Genomic DNA, 14,467 nt, shown 5'->3' on the forward strand with positions numbered 1-14,467 from the left:
GCCGTCGCTCATACAGAGGAAAGCCCAGTTTTTTCTGGTTCTGCATCCTCTCCTTCACCGCCCAACCATGCCCTCCAAGTCATTCTTCCGGCTTCACTTCCTGACCAGCGCCTGCCTGCTGGCCTGTGCCAGCGCCCAGGCCGCAAGCGGCGTGCCCCAATCCTATGACGTGCCCGCCCAGCCCCTGAGCGCCAGCCTGCTGCGCATTGCCGACGAAGGCGCAACGCCGCTGTCGCTGGACGCCGATCTGGTGCGCGGACTGCCTGCGCCCGCGGTGCGCGGCCAGCTCACGCCCGAGGCCGCGCTGCGCCAGGCGCTGGCCGGCTCTGGGCTCGATCTGCAGCGCACGGGCAGCGGCATTCTCACGGTGCGCAAGGCGCAGGCACAGGCCGCCGATGGGGCCGGGGATGGCGCGGCCGCGGGCCAGGCGCTGGCCACGGTCACCGTGAAGGCCGTGGCCGAAGGCGAGCGCGCGACCACCGAAGGCTCGGGCCGCTACACCCCGCGCGCCACCTCCGCGGCCACCGGCCTGGTGCTGGCGCCGCGCGAGACGCCGCAGTCGCTGGAAGTCGTCACGCGCCAGCGCATTGAAGACCAGGCCGTGCACAGCCTGTCCGAAGTGCTGCGCACCACCACGGGCGTGGCCGAGTCCAGCTACGACAGCGAGCGCTCGTCGTTCTCCTATCGCGGCTTCAATGTCGACAACTACCTCTACGACGGCGTGGCAACGACCTTCAGCTCGCCCTATGCCGCGGGCGAGAGCGAACTCGACGCCGCGATCTATGACCGCGTTGAAATCATCCGCGGCGCGACCGGCCTGCTGACCGGTTCGGGCAATCCCGGAGGCTCGGTCAACCTGGTGCGCAAGCGTGCGAGCAGCCGCCAGCTCACGGGCGAAGTCTCGGTCTCGGCCGGTTCCTGGGACAACTACCGCAGCGATGTCGATGTCTCGACTGCGCTCAACGCCGAAGGCAGCGTGCGCGGGCGCTTTGTCGCCGCGGGCCAGCGCGCCCATACCTTCCAGGACCGCCAGGAAAAGAACAAGCAGCTGTTCTTCGCCACCGTGGAAGCCGACCTCACGCCCGCTACCGTGCTGCGCGTGGGCGCCGACCATCAGGAGAACCGGCCCAAGGGCTCGTCCTGGGGCGGTGTGCCCATCTGGTTCACCAATGGCGAAGTCATCAACTGGGACCGTTCGACCAATCTGGCGCCCAGCTGGAACCACTGGAGCACCACCACCAAGACCGCGTTTGTTGCGCTCGACCATGCGCTGGACAACGGCTGGAAGACCCACATCGGCTTTGCGTCCAGCAAGCAGAGCTATGACGCCCAGCTGGCAATGGCGCTGGGCAACGTGGCGCCGGGCAGCTACCACGTCGATGGCCAGCCCTACAGCTACTGGTACCGCGGCCAGCGCGCGCAGGACGCGATGGACGCCAAGGCCGAAGGCAAGTTCACGCTGTTCGGCCGCGAGCACGAAGCGGTGTTCGGCGCCAGCGCGTCGCGGCAAAAGCAGCTGATCATAGGCGCGCGCGCGCTGGACATGCAGCGGTATGCGGGCAGCCTGCTTGACTGGAGCGGCGCGCTGCCCATGCCGGCCTGGGGCGAGCCCTATGTGGAGTCCGACATCGCGACGCGCGAGAACGGCCTGTATGGCGCCGTGCGCCTGTCGCTGACCGATCCGCTCAAGCTGATCGTCGGCGCGCGCTACAGCAGCTGGGAGCGCAAGGAGATCGACAAGTTCACCCACTTCACCCCTTATGCGGGCGCGGTGTATGACTTCGGCAACGGGCTGTCGGCCTATGCCAGCTATACCAATATCTTCAAGCCCCAGGACGCGCAGGACCGCAATGGCAGCTTCCTCGAGCCCATTGTCGGCAAGAGCCGCGAAGTCGGCGTCAAGGCGGCCTCGGCCGACAACCGCCTCAACGCCGCGTTCTCGGTGTTCAACATCCTCCAGGACAATCTGGCCCAGGCCGACACCGAGGCCATGACGCCCGACGGCCTCAACCAGGCCTATTACGGTGCCAAGGGCGCGAACAGCAAGGGCTTGGAGTTCGAGGTCTCGGGCGAAATCCTGCCGGGCTGGAACGCCAAGCTGGGCTACACCCACTACAACATCAAGGACCAGGCGGGCAAGGAGCTGAACACCACGCTGCCGCGCAGCATCTTCGATCTGTTCACCACCTACCGCGTCGCGGCCACGGGCGGCAAGCTGATCGTCGGCGGCGGCCTGCGCTACCAGGGCGATATCTGGGGCCTGGCCTGGGGCGCGGACGGCTCGGGCAGCGTGCTGCAGCGGCGCAGCGAACAGGCTAGCTACACGCTGGTGAACCTGATGGCACGCTATGAGTTCACGCCCCAGACCTCGCTGCAGGTCAACCTCAACAATGCGTTCGACAGGAACTATCTGACGCAGTTGAACTTCTACCAGACCAAATCGTACGGCACGCCGCGCAATCTGCTGCTGACGCTGGTGCACCGCTACTGAGCAGTGCCTGTCGCTCCCGCCAGATGCGGCGTGACCACTTCGGTGATCCAGTTCAGGCAGGCGGTCACGCGCGCGGGCAGCTGGCGGCGGTGGGGGTAGAGCAGCGACACCGGCATGGGCGGCGCGGTGAACTCCGGCAGCACCGCCACCAACAGGCCCTGGTCCAGCAGCAGCTGGGCGCCGCGCTGCGGTGCCTGGATCAGGCCCAGTCCGGCGACGCAGGCCGCCTGGTAGGCATCCGTGCCGTTGACCACGATGGCGCTGCGCATCGGGTGCAGCCTTGTCTGCTGGCCGTCCTGGTACTCCCAGCCCGCGCCCTGCATGCCCAGCTTGCCCGCGTAGTGAACGAGATGGTGCTGCGCCAGATCGGCCAGGCTGCGCGGCGTGCCGTGGCGCGCGAGGTAGGCGGGGCTGGCGAGATTGCACATCGCCATCTCGCCCAGCGGGCGCGCGATCAGCTCGGTCGCGGCCAGCGGGCCTATGCGCAGCACGCAGTCGAAGCCTTCGTGCACCAGGTCCACGCGCTGGTCGCTGGTGCTGATGCCGATTTCCAGCAGCGGGTGGGCGGCGAGAAACTCGGGCAGGCGCGGAATGATTAGGTCGCGCGCCAGCGCATTGGGCAGGTCTATGCGCAGCCGCCCGCGCAGGCCGCTGGCTCCGGCCTGGAACATGCCTTGCAGCTGCTCGGCATCGGCCAGCAGTTCCTCGCAGCGCGCGAGAAACTGCGCGCCATCGGTGCTCAGGCGTACCTGGCGCGTGGTGCGTTGCAGCAGCCGCGTGCCCAGCTGCAGCTCCAGGCGCTGCACCGCTGCCGAGACGCGGCTCTTGGTCAGGCCCAACTGCTCGGCGGCCTGGGTGAAGCTGCCCAGCGCGGCGACGCGCGAAAAAATGCGCAGTTCGTGGAGATCCATGCCTGGATTGTATTGTTGAGGTGGACAGTCTGGACTTGAATTTGCGGTTTATCCGATTACAGTGAACGCCTAAAGTCAGGTCTTCTTCCACCCCCAGCGAGACTCCCATGACGAATTCCACTCCCCGCATCGCATTGATCACCGGTGCCAGCCGCGGCCTGGGTCGCAGCGCGGCGCTGCACCTGGCGGCACAAGGCGTGCAGCTGATCATCACCTACAAGGACGGCGCGGCGGCTGCGCAGCAAGTCGTCGCGCAGATCGAGGCCCTGGGCAGCCGCGCCGTGGCGCTGCGCCTGGACGTGGGCGACAGCAAAAGCTATGCCGCGTTTGCCGAGAGCGTGAAGGCCGCGCTGGCCACCACCTGGCAGCGCGAGCAGTTCGACTATCTGGTCAACAACGCCGGCGTAGGCTTCAATGCGCCGTTTGCCGAGACCAGCGAAGAGCAGTTCGACATGCTGTTCAACGTCCACCTCAAGGGCACGTTCTTTCTGACGCAGAAGCTGTTGCCGTTGATCGCCGATGGCGGGCGCATCGTCAACACCTCGTCGGGCCTGGCGCGGTTCAGCCTGCCGGGCTATGCCGCGTATGCGGTGATGAAAGGCGGCGTCGAGGTGCTCACGCGCTATCTCGCCAAGGAACTGGGGCCGCGCGGCATCAGCGTCAATACCATCGCTCCGGGCGCGATTGAGACCGACTTCGGCGGCGGCACGGTGCGCGACAACGCGCAGGTGAACGCGCATATCAGCAGCGTGACGGCGCAAGGCCGAGTCGGGCTGCCCGACGACATCGGCGGCGCCGTGGCGGCGCTGCTGTCGCCGGGCAACGGCTGGGTCACGGGCCAGCGCATCGAGGTGTCGGGCGGCATGATGCTGTGAGCGTGGAACGCGCTAAACTAGCGGGTGTTACAGCATAACGTCCGCAAGCCATGTCGCCAGCCACCCCCACGCACCACCCCGAGCTGACCCGGCACCAGAGCCTGGTGCTGGGCGCACTGTCGCGCGAAGAAAGTCCGGCCAGCGCCTACACGCTGCTGGCCCATCTGCAGGCCGAAGGCCTGCGCGCGCCGCAGCAGGTGTACCGCGCGCTCGACAAGCTGATCGAGTACGGGCTGGTGCACCGCGTGGAGACCATGAACTCGTTTGTCGCCTGCGCCCACCCGCACGACCACCAGCATGGGCTGGTGGTGTTTGCCATCTGCGACCAGTGCGGCCATGTCGATGAGTTCTCCGACAGCGCAATCGAGCGCCGTCTCAAGGGCTGGTCCAAGGACAACGGTTTTCGCCTGGGCGCGGCCACGGTGGAGCTGCATGGCCAGTGCGCGCGCTGCGATGGCGCGGCCGACGTGCCTGCAGTGCACGCCGCGCCTGCGGAACCCGCGGTCAAGCCCGCGCGCCGCGCGCGCCAGGCGGCGGCAGCCGAACCGACGTAAAGCCTGGTCGCCCGCGCACTTCAATCGGGCTGAATTCCCGCTTCCTTGACGACCTTGCCCCACTTGGCGAGATCGGACTTGATCAGCGCCGCATACTCCTGCGGCGTTCCGCCTTGCACTTCTATACCCGCGGCCTCGAGCTTGGCGCGCACGTCGGGCAGCTTGAGCGCGGCGTTGATCTCGGCATTGAGCTTGGCGACTATGGCCTTGGGCGTGCCGGCCGGCGCCAGGAAGCCGCCGTTGGTGTTGGCGTCATAGTCCTTGAGCCCCTGTTCGCTCGCGGTGGGCACATCGGGCAGCGACATGCTGCGCTTGCGCGTAGATACGGCGATGGCGCGCACATTGCCGGCCTTGGCCTGGGCCTGGATGGCGCTGATGGTGTCGATGTACAGCGCGGTGCGCCCGGCCAGCAGGTCGGGGTGGGCGGCTGACGAGCCTTTGTAGGGCACCAGCAGCATGGGCGCGCCGCTGGCCATGCGGAACATTTCGGCCGCCATCTCCTGGGCGCTGCCGCGGCCCGAAGTCGCGACCTTGGCCTCGTTGGGGTTGGCCTTCATCCAGGCAATGAACTCGGGCAGTGTCTTGGCCGGAATCTGCGGGTAGATCGCGAACACCAGCGGCACTTCGTGCGTGTAGACAATCGGCTCGAAGCTTTTCTCCGGGTCCCAGCCCAGGTGCTTGAACAGGAACTTGTTGATGTTGTGGCTGCCGCCCACGATGCCTATGGTGTAGCCGTCGGGCGCGGCCTTGGCCAGGGCGTCGGTGCCGAGGTTGTTGGAAGCACCGGGCCGGTTGTCGACGACCACGGCCTGGCCCATGGAGGCGCCGAGCTTGTCGCCGACCACGCGTGCAATCGTGTCTATCGCCCCGCCGGGCGGCGCGGGAACGATGATCTTGATGGGCCGCGTGGGGTAGTTCTGCGCCGAAGCCAGCGTGGGCGCCAGCATCATGGTGGCCGAAATGGCAAGAATCCTGAACAGAGCGGTGCGTTGCATGATTGTCTCCTTTTGTGGTTTTCTCTATGGTTCTCTAGCGCCCGGCCCGGGGGCCAGGCAATGCCTGCCTTCGGGCGTTCAGCCACGCCCCACATAGGGCATGGCGCTGGCCATGATGGTCATGTTCAGGATGTTGGCTTCGAGCGGCAGCGCGGCCACATGGCGCACGGCGTCGGCCACATGGCGCGCGTCCATCATCGGTTCTGGGGCGGTCGTGCCATTGGCCTGCAGCACGCCGCGCGTCATGCGCTCGGACAGCTCGGTCAGCGCATTGCCGATGTCGATCTGGCTGGCGACGATGTCGAAAGCGCGCCCGTCGAGGGCCAGCGCCTTAGTCAGGCCCGCGACCGCGTGCTTGCTGACCGTGTAGGGCGCGGTGAACGGCCGCGGCGTGTGCGCCGAGATCGAGCCGTTGTTGATGATGCGCCCGCCCTGGGGCAACTGGCGGCGCATCAGGCCGAAGGCGGCGCGCGCGCACAGGAACATGCCCGTGACGTTGGTGTCGAGCACGCTGAACCATTTGTCCAGCGGCAGCTCGTCGATGGGCACGGCCGGGGCGTTGACGCCCGCGTTGTTGAACAGCACATCGAGGCGGCCGAAGCGCTGCGCTATCGCATCGAACAGCGCCTGCACGCTGTCGGGGTCGGTGACATCGGTGGGCACGGCCAGCGCGGTCTGGCCCAGTTCGGCGGCCTGCGCGGCCAGCGCCTGCAGCGGCTCGGCGCGGCGCCCGGCAAGCACAACGCTCCAGCCGTCTTCCAGCAATGCAACTGCGGTGGCGCGGCCTATGCCGCTGCCCGCGCCGGTGACCAGTGCGATCTTTGCGGGGGTGGTGTGGTTCAAAGTGAAAGCTCCTGTAGGGGGTGATCGGTGGGGTGGGCGACCCGGGGCGGCGCGCTGCCCACGGTCATGGAAAACTCGCCTATGCCGGTGACGCCGCCGGCAACTACATCGCCGGGCGAAAGCGGGCCCACGCCCGCGGGCGTGCCGGTGAAGATCAGATCGCCGGGCAGCAGCGTCACCGAGCGCGACAGCATGGCGACGAGTTCAGGGACAGACCACAGCAGCTCGGACACATAGGCGCGCTGGCGCTCGACGCCGTTGACCGTGAGCCAGACGGCGCCTGGCCCTCGGTGGCCGCAGTCCGCAGCCGGCACCAGCGGCGTGCAGGGTGCGGAGCGATCGAAAGCCTTGGCCGGCTCCCAGGGGCCGCCAGCCTGCTTGGCTTGCTGCTGCAGATCGCGGCGCGTCAAGTCCAGCCCCGCGGCGTAGCCCCATATGTGCGCTTCGGCCTGGGCCGCGGCTATGTTCCGGCCGCCGCGGCCCAGGGCCACGACCAGTTCGATCTCGTGGCAGAACTCGCGCGTCGCCGGCGGGAAGGCGAGCACGCCTTGCGCGGCGCAGACCGCGCTCGCGGGCTTCATGAACCAGGCGGGCATCTGCGTGGGCGCGGCTTCGTCTGCCGACCAGCGGTAATTGCGGCCTATGCAGAACACGCGGCCCAGCGGGAACCGGGCGCTGCTGCCCGCCACTGCCAAGGTGGCCGCAGCGGGCGCGGGAAAGACCAGTTCGGTCACGGCGTTCATTGGGTGGTGATCTTGCGGCTGCGGATGATCTCGGCGTAGCGCGTCCGGTCGGCGGCGATCAGCTTGCCGAAGTCTTTCGGCGAGTTGGCGCGCGCCACGCCGCCCAGCGCCGCAAAGCGGGCCTTGACGGCTTCGTCGGCGAGCACGGCGCGCAGGTCGGCCGAGATCTTGTCGACCGTGTCCTGCGGCGTGCCCGCGGGCGCGAGCAGACCTATCCATGAAATCGCGTTGAAGCCGGGCAGCGCGCCTTCGGCCAGCGTGGGCACGTCGGGCAACGCGGGCAGGCGCTTGTCGCTGGTCACCGCCAGCGCGCGCAGCTTGCCGGCCTTGATGTGGCCCGAGGCCTCGAGCGCGGTCATGAACGACAGATCGACATGGCCGGCGAGCAGATCGGCAATCGCCGGGCCGCCGCCGCGGTAGGGCACATGCACGATGAAGCTGCGCGTCTGGTCCTTGAACATCTCGGCCACCAGGTGCGGCGCGCCGCCCGCGCCCGAACTGCTGTACGACAGCTTGCCGGCCTGCGCCTTGGCCAGCGCGATGAACTCGGCTGGCGTCTGCGCGGCGACAGCCGGGTTGACCATCATCACCAGCGGCAGCTCGGCGACCAGCGACACCGGCGCAAACGCCTTGTCCGGGTCATAGGGCAGCTTGGCGTACAGCGAAGGGTTGATCGCCTGCGTGCCGATATTGCCCAGCAGCAAGGTATAGCCATCGGGCTTGGCCTTGGCCACCAGATCGGCGCCGATCTGGCCGGCCGCGCCGCCCTTGTTCTCTACGATCACGGTCTGGCCCCAGCGCCGGCTCAGCTGTTCGGCGATCACGCGCCCGCCGGTGTCGGTGCCGCCGCCGGGCGGGAAGGGCACGACCAGGGTCACGGGGCGCGAAGGATAGGACTGGGCCAGGGCCATGGGCGCGGCGGCGCTGGCGCCCAGTGCCAGGGCCAGGGTGAAGGCGAATCGGCGGGTGGTGCGGGTCATGGTGGTTGGTCTCCTGTTTGTTCTTTGAAAGGGATGGCGTGGCACGCCTAGGTCGTGAGGCTCATGCTGGGGCGCTGGCCCGCCAGCGCCTGGGCAATGCCGGCCAGCACCATTTCGCCCATTGCCGTGCGCGTCTCCCAGGTCGCGCTGGCGCGGTGCGCCTGCAGCGTCACCGCGTCCGACTGGCGCAGCGCCAGCGGCACGCGCGGCTCGTCGACAAACACATCGAGGCCCGCGCCCGCAATGCGCCCGGCGACCAGCGCCGCGGTCAGATCGGCCTCGTTGACCAGCCGGCCGCGCGCGACATTGACCAGAAAGCCGCGCGGACCCAGCGCGTCGAGCACGGCCGCGTCGACTATGCCTTCGGCCTTGTCTGCAGCAGCGCACAGCACCAGCGCATCGCTTGCGCGCGCCAGATCGATCAGATCGGGCACAAAAGCGTGGGCGACGTCGTCCATGGGGCGCAGGTCGGTATAGCGGATGCGGCAATCAAACGCCGCGGCGCGCTGGGCGACCGCGCGGCCCACGCGGCCCATGCCCACGATGCCCAGGCGCATGCCGCTGAAGCGGCGCGCCAGCGGAATCGCGCTGGGCTGGGGGTGGAGCTCCCACTGGCCTTCGCGCACGAAGCGGTCGCCCGCGCACAGATTGCGGCAGGCCGCGATCAGCAGGCCCATGGCCAGGTCGGCGACGTCTTCGGTCAGCGCGCCCAGCGTGGCCGTGACGGGCAGACCGCGGCTGCGACAGTAGGCGAGATCGACGGCATCGGTGCCCACGCCGTTGACGGCGACCACCTTGAGGCCGGGCAATTGTTCGAGCAGCGACTGCGAAATGCCGGTATGGCCGCCCGTGATCACGGCGGAGATCGACGCCCCATGTTCGGCCAGCCAGGCTTTCTGGTCGGCCAGCTCGTAGAACCGGTGCACGGTATAGAGCGTCGCGAGCTGTTCGTTGATCGCCGGAATCAGGATGGGGTTGAGCTGAAGGATGTGGGCTTTCATGGGCGGAAACCAGGTTTTTTGCAGGAATGTCTGCATCCTAGTTTTCACTTGATAAGCTGGTCAATATTGATGTATAAAATCAACATATATAAAGGATAGGTGTTTTCCCATGGCTTCCTGGATTTCGATGAACGAGGCCTGCGCGCTGCTTGGCGTGCGCGCGCAGACCGTGTATGCCTATGTGAGCCGCGGCAAGATCGAGGTCATGGCCGATCCGGCCGATACGCGCAAGAGCCTGTACCGCGCCGAGGATGTCGCCGGTCTCGCCAAGCGCAAGGAGGCCGGCCGCAAGCACGAGACCCTGGCCGCGAACACGCTGTTCGGTGCCGAGCCCAGCATTCCCACGGGACTGACAGCATTCGTTCGCGGCCGGCCTTATTACCGGGGACAGGATGTGATCGCGCTGGCGCGTACGGCGACGCTCGAAGAGGCGGCGCGGCTGCTGTGGGGCGCCGAGCAGGCCGTCGACTTCTCCTGCTGCGCACCACCCGCGCACGGGCATGCGGCCCCTCCCGGGCGGGTCGCGGCGTTCACCGCGCTGGCGGCGCTGTCGGCCACCGGGCATTCGACGCGCGGGCGGCGCACGCGCGTGCTGCACATCGAAGGCCAAAGCCTGGTCGGCCAGCTGGCCGACGCCTTTGGCGCCGCGCCCGGCAGCCTGCCTCTGCACCAGCGCTTTGCCAAAGGCTGGAAGCAATCGGCCAAGGTGGCCGATCTGCTGCGCACGGCCATGGTGCTGCTGGTCGATCATGAACTCACGAGTTCCGCCTTTGTCGCGCGCATCACGGCCTCGACCGGGGCTTCGCTGCCTGCCTGCCTGCTGGCCGGATTGACCACGCTGTCGGGCCCCTTGCACGGCGATGCCTCGGGCCGGGTGCAGGCGCTGTTCAGCGAAGTCGAGCGCGTGGGCGCGGACCAGGTGCTCGAACACCATCTGTCCACGGGCCTGCCGCTCGCGGGCTTCGGCCATCACATCTACCCCGACGGCGATCCGCGCGCCGCGGCGCTGCTGGCGCTGACCGAACCGCCGGAAGTGATTGCGCGTTTCATTGAAAAGGCCACCGAGCTCACCGGCCTGCAGCCCAATATCGATGTCGCCCTGGCCGCGCTGATGGCGCGCCACCGGCTGCCGCATGACGCGGCCTTCAGCCTGTTTGCCACGGCGCGCAGCATAGGCCTGCTGGCGCACAGCCTCGAACAACTCGAGGTGTCGCAGGTGATACGCCCGCGCGGGCGCTATGTGGGGGTGGCGGCGGAGCTGGGGTAAGGAGGTCGCGCAGGTTTCGTGCGCGGTGGTACTCCAGCTGCAATGGGCTTGCCTGGAAATCCCGCACCGCGTTTGCCCTGGGCCTGCCGCAGGGCGTTTGCAAGCGCTGGCGCCAGCACCTAGTCGTTCACCTTCAGCCTTCCCATTCCCCACAGGCCCCAGGCCGCGATGGCCCCGCCCAGCGCCAGCAGCACCCACAGCTGCGCGCCCCACGATACCGGGGCATGCGCCGGCGCGCTAAAGCGCGGCAGCCGGGCGAAGTCCGCGGCACCGAACCGGCGCTCATTGAACAGATACGGGTAGAAGAAGTGGCGCACTTCGGCATGGAATGCCGCGGTGCGATCCTGGTAGGCCAACTGGGCCTGCAGGTCGGTGTCGGCCGCGCGGTGCAGCACCGTTTGCGCGCCCACGCCGGGCAGCAGCCAGCCCAGGCGATGGGTCCATGCCTGGCGTGCGAGCAGGCCGGCGCGGTACTCGGCGACCGGTTGCGCCACGCTGTCGTCGCCCAGCTGGTGAAAGGCAAAGTACCACTTCCAGTGGAAGCCCGCGGGCAGGGGCGCGGTGTTCTTGAACTGCGGATGGCCGGCCAGGAAGCGCTGCATGGTCTGTTCGCGCGGCACTTCCCAGGCGCCATGCACGGCCTGGCGCTGGGCCAGCATCAGGTCCACTCCCTGGTGCACGGGCAGGGCACGCGTCAGCGCCACGTTGGCCAGCGCGGGCAGCACCAGCGTCAGCAGCACCCAGGCGCCCATCAGCGCCGTGGCGTTGGCCACCGAGCGCCAGCCGCGGCGCGCGACCCCGAGCGACAGGCCTGCCCAGAACGCCAGATAGCTGGCAATCACGGCCAGCACCACGCCAGCCGACAGCGGCGTGGCGCCAGAAAGCACCAGGCCGGCGAGCACCGGCAGCGCCAGGGCCGCCAACAGCAGCGCATAGCGCAGCAGCGCGCGCCGCCGCCACAGCCGCCCGCCTTCGGGCAGCGACAGCAGCAGGCGCAGCCGGCCCGACTGGCGCTCGCCCGACACCAGGTCGTGCAGCAAGGCAATGACGAACAGCGGGGCGAGATAGATCAGCACAAAGGCAAAGTCAAAGCGCCCGGGCAGGGCCAGCTCGGGGTTGAAGGTCTCGCCTTCGTACAGCTGGGCCTGCAGGCCCAGGGCGCGCACGCGCAGCGCCTGGGGCGCGACATCGCGCAGGCCCATGGCCAGAAAGGCGGTGGCCGAGGGTGGATCCCAGGTGCTGTGAAAGGCGTAGTAGGCCGGGTTGCCCGCGTCCGGGCTGTCGGCATAGCGCGCGGTCACCGCGGCCGCATCCTGCGCCTGCAGCGGCGCGAGCCGCGCAATCGTCTGCCGCTGGCGCGCGCTTTCGTGCAGGCCCGACCAGACGGCCAGCGCCGACAGTGCCAGCAGCAGCGCCAGGGTAGCGAGCGACAGCCGCGAGCGCGCGATCAGGCGCAGTTCATGGATCAGCCAGTTCATCGCACATTCCTTTCAAGACGGCGGCCCGCGCGCCAGGCCAGGCCGGCCAGCGCGGCCAGCCACAGCAGCAGGACCAGGGCCGCAGGTGCGGCACGGCCCAGTCTCAAGGCCAGGGGTTCGGCCTGGTAGTCAAAGGCCGGGAATTTCTGCCAATGCGTATGCGAAATGCGTTTGCTTCTGGCGGGGTTGGTTTCATCGGCGTAGCTCAGCGCCTCGGCGTGCAGCCGGTTGAGGCCCTGCACCAGGTCATAGCGGTATTGCTCGCCCTGCTCGATGAAGCGCTGGAAGCTCAGCAGGTCCGTGCCCGAGGCCGCCATCGACAGCCGGCGCAGCGCCAGTGTGGGCGCCAGCCAGGAAAAGCCGTCGACCAGCGCGTTCTGCTGGCGCTGGCGATCGAAGGCCGCGGCCGCATAGCGGTTGAACAGTTCGCTCGACTGGCGTTCGCCTTCCATGCTCACTGCGCCCTTGAAGTTGACCGGAAGGTCTTCGATGCGCGTCACGCGATGCTTGCTGAGCAATGCATCGCGGAACTCGGCGAACTTCGGGTCTTCGGGATTGTGCGCATCGCCCAGCGCCTGGTAGTCGCGCTCGACGTTGATCTGGGTCTCGAAGCGCGTGGGCAAGGCAATGGCGGTGTTTGCCAGATCGGGCACCCAGCGCGGCAGCAGTATGACCAGCACCGCCCAGGCAGCCAGCAATACCAGCAGCGCGTCGCGCCCGCGCGCGCACAGCGTGGAGATCCAGACCACGGCCAACGACCACAGCAGCAGCCAGGCCGCATAGCCGGCGGCCAGCAGCAGCGCCAACGACCAGGGCGCCTGGCCGCTGGCCGCGAACCAGGCAAGTGCCAGCAGCGCGGGCGCCAGCACCAGTCCGGTGAAGCCCGACAGCGCCAGCAGCTTGCCGCCCACGATCTGCGCGCCGGCCACGCCCTGGGCCAGCAGCAGGCGCAAGGTGCCCGACTCGCGTTCGCGCGCCACGCCCGCATGCCCGACAAAGACCAGCAGCAGCGGCGCCAGCACCTGCAGCACGAAGGCCGGCGTCAGCTGGCCAAAGCGCATCAGCAGCGACGACTGGCGCACATCGCCGAAGTTGGCGCTGTTTTGCCGGTGGCCCTCGAGGAACAAGGTGTTGCCGGTATAGGCGTCGATGCCGGGATCGAAGGCCGCCAGCGGATTGAGCGGGCGAAACAGGAAATGCCCGTAATGCACCACGCGGTGCGGGTGGCGGTCGGGCTGCTGCGCGAACTGTTCGTTGGCCTGGGCCTGGTAGCGCGCGCGTTCGGCATTGGCGTGGTGCTGGTGCTCATGCGCGGTCAGCGTGGCAACCAGCATCAGCACGCTCACCAGCAACAGTCCGAACAGCGCCACGCGGTCGCGAAACAGCGCGCGCCATTCCTCGCGCGCAATGCGGCGGACGGTGCTCATGCGCTGCGCTCCGCTGCGCCGGACTGGCCGGCCTGGCCGGCGTAGCGCCGGTGCAGCGCGCGCACATCAAAGCGCTCCTCGCCGGCGGCCGCGACTTCCTCGACCAGGCGCCCGCCATCGAGAAAGCCAATGCGGTCGGCGACATCGGCGGCGCCCAGCAGGTCGTGCGTGACCATCAGAATCGCCACGCCCTGGGCGCGCAGCAGTTGCAGCAGGCGGCTGAACTCGGCCGCGGCCTGCGGGTCCAGACCCGAGGTGGGCTCGTCAAGCAGCAGTGCCGGCACCTGGCGCGCGAGCGCCAGTGCAATCGCCACTTTCTGGCGCATGCCCTTGGAGAAGCCGCCCACGCGGCGATCGAAGGCCTGGGCCTGCAGGCCCGCGGCGGCCAGCGCGCGCGCGATGGCGTCCGCCCCGGCGTTCTGCCCGGCGAGATCAAGCAGGTAAGCGACGTTCTCGCGCGCCGTCAGGTGCTCGTAGAGCGCGACATTCTCGGGAATATAGGCAAGGTGGCGGCGGGCTTCGCCCGGCTGCGCCACGGGATCGACGCCGTGCACGCGCACCTGGCCTGCCGTGGGCGCGACAAAGCCCAGGAACAGGCTCAGCGCCGTGGTCTTGCCCGCGCCGTTGGCGCCCAGCAGCGCATAGATCTCGCCCGCGCGTATGCGCAGATCGAGCTGGTGCAGTATGGTCCTGCCGCCGTAGCCGGCAACGACGCCCAGGGCTTCGAGCGTCCAGGCGCGGGAAGCTTCGCGAATGTCTATCGTCATGAACTGTGCTGTGAATTTGCTTTTGAATGTTATATCGTAACATCCAAGCGGCATTTTCAGCCCAAGTCCGTGTCCGGCGACCGGATCATGGATATTCGCTCCCAGGGCCATGTCAGGCCCAAGCCCGGGCGCGCC

The 14,467-nt window shown here is 68.3% G+C and carries 13 protein-coding genes; 4 read left to right on the forward strand and 9 right to left on the reverse strand.

What is annotated here, in order from left to right; translation table 11 throughout:
• The first annotated feature begins 67 nt into the window (after positions 1 to 67).
• Positions 68 to 2,491: a TonB-dependent siderophore receptor gene (locus ACSVDO_RS23560; protein ID WP_489596704.1), complete on the forward strand. Its 2,424-nt coding sequence runs from the start codon at positions 68 to 70 to the stop codon at positions 2,489 to 2,491.
• Here ACSVDO_RS23560 and ACSVDO_RS23565 read toward each other — a convergent pair.
• On the reverse strand, positions 2,485 to 3,402 hold the full coding sequence (locus ACSVDO_RS23565) for a LysR family transcriptional regulator (protein ID WP_489596706.1): 918 nt from the start codon (positions 3,400 to 3,402) through the stop codon (positions 2,485 to 2,487). The two genes, ACSVDO_RS23560 and ACSVDO_RS23565, sit on opposite strands and share 7 nt — an antisense overlap.
• A gap of 107 nt (positions 3,403 to 3,509) precedes the next feature.
• On the opposite strand from ACSVDO_RS23565, the gene ACSVDO_RS23570 reads away from it, so the two are divergent.
• Together ACSVDO_RS23570 and ACSVDO_RS23575 are read left to right on the forward strand one after the other, a co-directional pair.
• Entirely contained in the window at positions 3,510 to 4,277 is a 768-nt protein-coding gene (locus ACSVDO_RS23570) for an SDR family NAD(P)-dependent oxidoreductase (protein ID WP_489596708.1), read from the forward strand.
• Between the two features lie 50 nt (positions 4,278 to 4,327).
• Positions 4,328 to 4,831: a Fur family transcriptional regulator gene (locus ACSVDO_RS23575; protein WP_332535440.1), complete on the forward strand. Its 504-nt coding sequence runs from the start codon at positions 4,328 to 4,330 to the stop codon at positions 4,829 to 4,831.
• Positions 4,832 to 4,851: 20 nt separating this feature from the next.
• Here the strand turns inward: ACSVDO_RS23575 and ACSVDO_RS23580 are convergent, their stop codons facing one another.
• The 5 genes from ACSVDO_RS23580 to ACSVDO_RS23600 form a co-directional block, all read right to left on the reverse strand.
• A complete protein-coding gene (locus ACSVDO_RS23580) occupies positions 4,852 to 5,826 on the reverse strand; it encodes a Bug family tripartite tricarboxylate transporter substrate binding protein (protein WP_332535441.1) in 975 nt (324 codons plus the stop codon).
• A gap of 78 nt (positions 5,827 to 5,904) precedes the next feature.
• Positions 5,905 to 6,669, reverse strand: a complete 765-nt coding sequence (locus ACSVDO_RS23585; protein WP_489596710.1) for an SDR family oxidoreductase — start codon at positions 6,667 to 6,669, stop codon at positions 5,905 to 5,907.
• A complete protein-coding gene (locus tag ACSVDO_RS23590) occupies positions 6,666 to 7,403 on the reverse strand; it encodes a fumarylacetoacetate hydrolase family protein (protein ID WP_489597375.1) in 738 nt (245 codons plus the stop codon). Before ACSVDO_RS23590 ends, ACSVDO_RS23585 begins: the two co-directional genes overlap by 4 nt.
• A 5-nt stretch (positions 7,404 to 7,408) precedes the next feature.
• Positions 7,409 to 8,392 (reverse strand): Bug family tripartite tricarboxylate transporter substrate binding protein, encoded by a 984-nt coding sequence (locus ACSVDO_RS23595; protein WP_489596712.1) that lies wholly within the window; start codon positions 8,390 to 8,392, stop codon positions 7,409 to 7,411.
• A 47-nt stretch (positions 8,393 to 8,439) separates the two neighbouring features.
• Complete coding sequence (locus ACSVDO_RS23600) at positions 8,440 to 9,393, reverse strand: 2-hydroxyacid dehydrogenase (RefSeq protein WP_489596714.1); 954 nt, start codon at positions 9,391 to 9,393, stop codon at positions 8,440 to 8,442.
• A 109-nt stretch (positions 9,394 to 9,502) separates the two neighbouring features.
• On the opposite strand from ACSVDO_RS23600, the gene ACSVDO_RS23605 reads away from it, so the two are divergent.
• On the forward strand, positions 9,503 to 10,660 hold the full coding sequence (locus ACSVDO_RS23605; protein WP_489596715.1) for a citrate synthase family protein: 1,158 nt from the start codon (positions 9,503 to 9,505) through the stop codon (positions 10,658 to 10,660).
• Positions 10,661 to 10,779: 119 nt separating this feature from the next.
• Here the strand turns inward: ACSVDO_RS23605 and ACSVDO_RS23610 are convergent, their stop codons facing one another.
• From ACSVDO_RS23610 to ACSVDO_RS23620, 3 genes are read right to left on the reverse strand one after another with little or no spacing between them, the layout of a single operon-like run.
• Positions 10,780 to 12,138 carry a DUF3526 domain-containing protein gene (locus ACSVDO_RS23610; protein WP_489596716.1) on the reverse strand — a complete coding sequence of 453 codons (1,359 nt, stop codon included), beginning with the start codon at positions 12,136 to 12,138 and terminating at the stop codon, positions 10,780 to 10,782.
• Positions 12,135 to 13,565 carry an ABC transporter permease gene (locus ACSVDO_RS23615; protein WP_489596717.1) on the reverse strand — a complete coding sequence of 477 codons (1,431 nt, stop codon included), beginning with the start codon at positions 13,563 to 13,565 and terminating at the stop codon, positions 12,135 to 12,137. The genes ACSVDO_RS23610 and ACSVDO_RS23615 overlap by 4 nt, the downstream gene beginning before the upstream one ends.
• Positions 13,562 to 14,332, reverse strand: coding sequence for an ABC transporter ATP-binding protein (locus tag ACSVDO_RS23620; protein ID WP_489596719.1), 771 nt, complete (start codon positions 14,330 to 14,332; stop codon positions 13,562 to 13,564). Before ACSVDO_RS23620 ends, ACSVDO_RS23615 begins: the two co-directional genes overlap by 4 nt.
• Positions 14,333 to 14,467: the final 135 nt, after the last annotated feature.

The sequence above is a fragment of the Comamonas sp. DB36 genome (assembly GCF_057914905.1).

Bases quoted from the DNA above. Each gene is read 5' to 3' on its own strand.
- ACSVDO_RS23580 (WP_332535441.1), bottom strand. From the start codon at position 5,826: ATGCAACGCACCGCTCTGTTCAGGATTCTTGCCATTTCGGCCACCATG.
- ACSVDO_RS23575 (WP_332535440.1), top strand. From the start codon at position 4,328: ATGTCGCCAGCCACCCCCACGCACCACCCCGAGCTGACCCGGCACCAG.
- ACSVDO_RS23610 (WP_489596716.1), bottom strand. From the start codon at position 12,138: ATGAACTGGCTGATCCATGAACTGCGCCTGATCGCGCGCTCGCGGCTG.
- ACSVDO_RS23560 (WP_489596704.1), top strand. From the start codon at position 68: ATGCCCTCCAAGTCATTCTTCCGGCTTCACTTCCTGACCAGCGCCTGC.
- ACSVDO_RS23620 (WP_489596719.1), bottom strand. From the start codon at position 14,332: ATGACGATAGACATTCGCGAAGCTTCCCGCGCCTGGACGCTCGAAGCC.
- ACSVDO_RS23605 (WP_489596715.1), top strand. From the start codon at position 9,503: ATGGCTTCCTGGATTTCGATGAACGAGGCCTGCGCGCTGCTTGGCGTG.
- ACSVDO_RS23595 (WP_489596712.1), bottom strand. From the start codon at position 8,392: ATGACCCGCACCACCCGCCGATTCGCCTTCACCCTGGCCCTGGCACTG.
- ACSVDO_RS23615 (WP_489596717.1), bottom strand. From the start codon at position 13,565: ATGAGCACCGTCCGCCGCATTGCGCGCGAGGAATGGCGCGCGCTGTTT.
- ACSVDO_RS23565 (WP_489596706.1), bottom strand. From the start codon at position 3,402: ATGGATCTCCACGAACTGCGCATTTTTTCGCGCGTCGCCGCGCTGGGC.
- ACSVDO_RS23570 (WP_489596708.1), top strand. From the start codon at position 3,510: ATGACGAATTCCACTCCCCGCATCGCATTGATCACCGGTGCCAGCCGC.
- ACSVDO_RS23600 (WP_489596714.1), bottom strand. From the start codon at position 9,393: ATGAAAGCCCACATCCTTCAGCTCAACCCCATCCTGATTCCGGCGATC.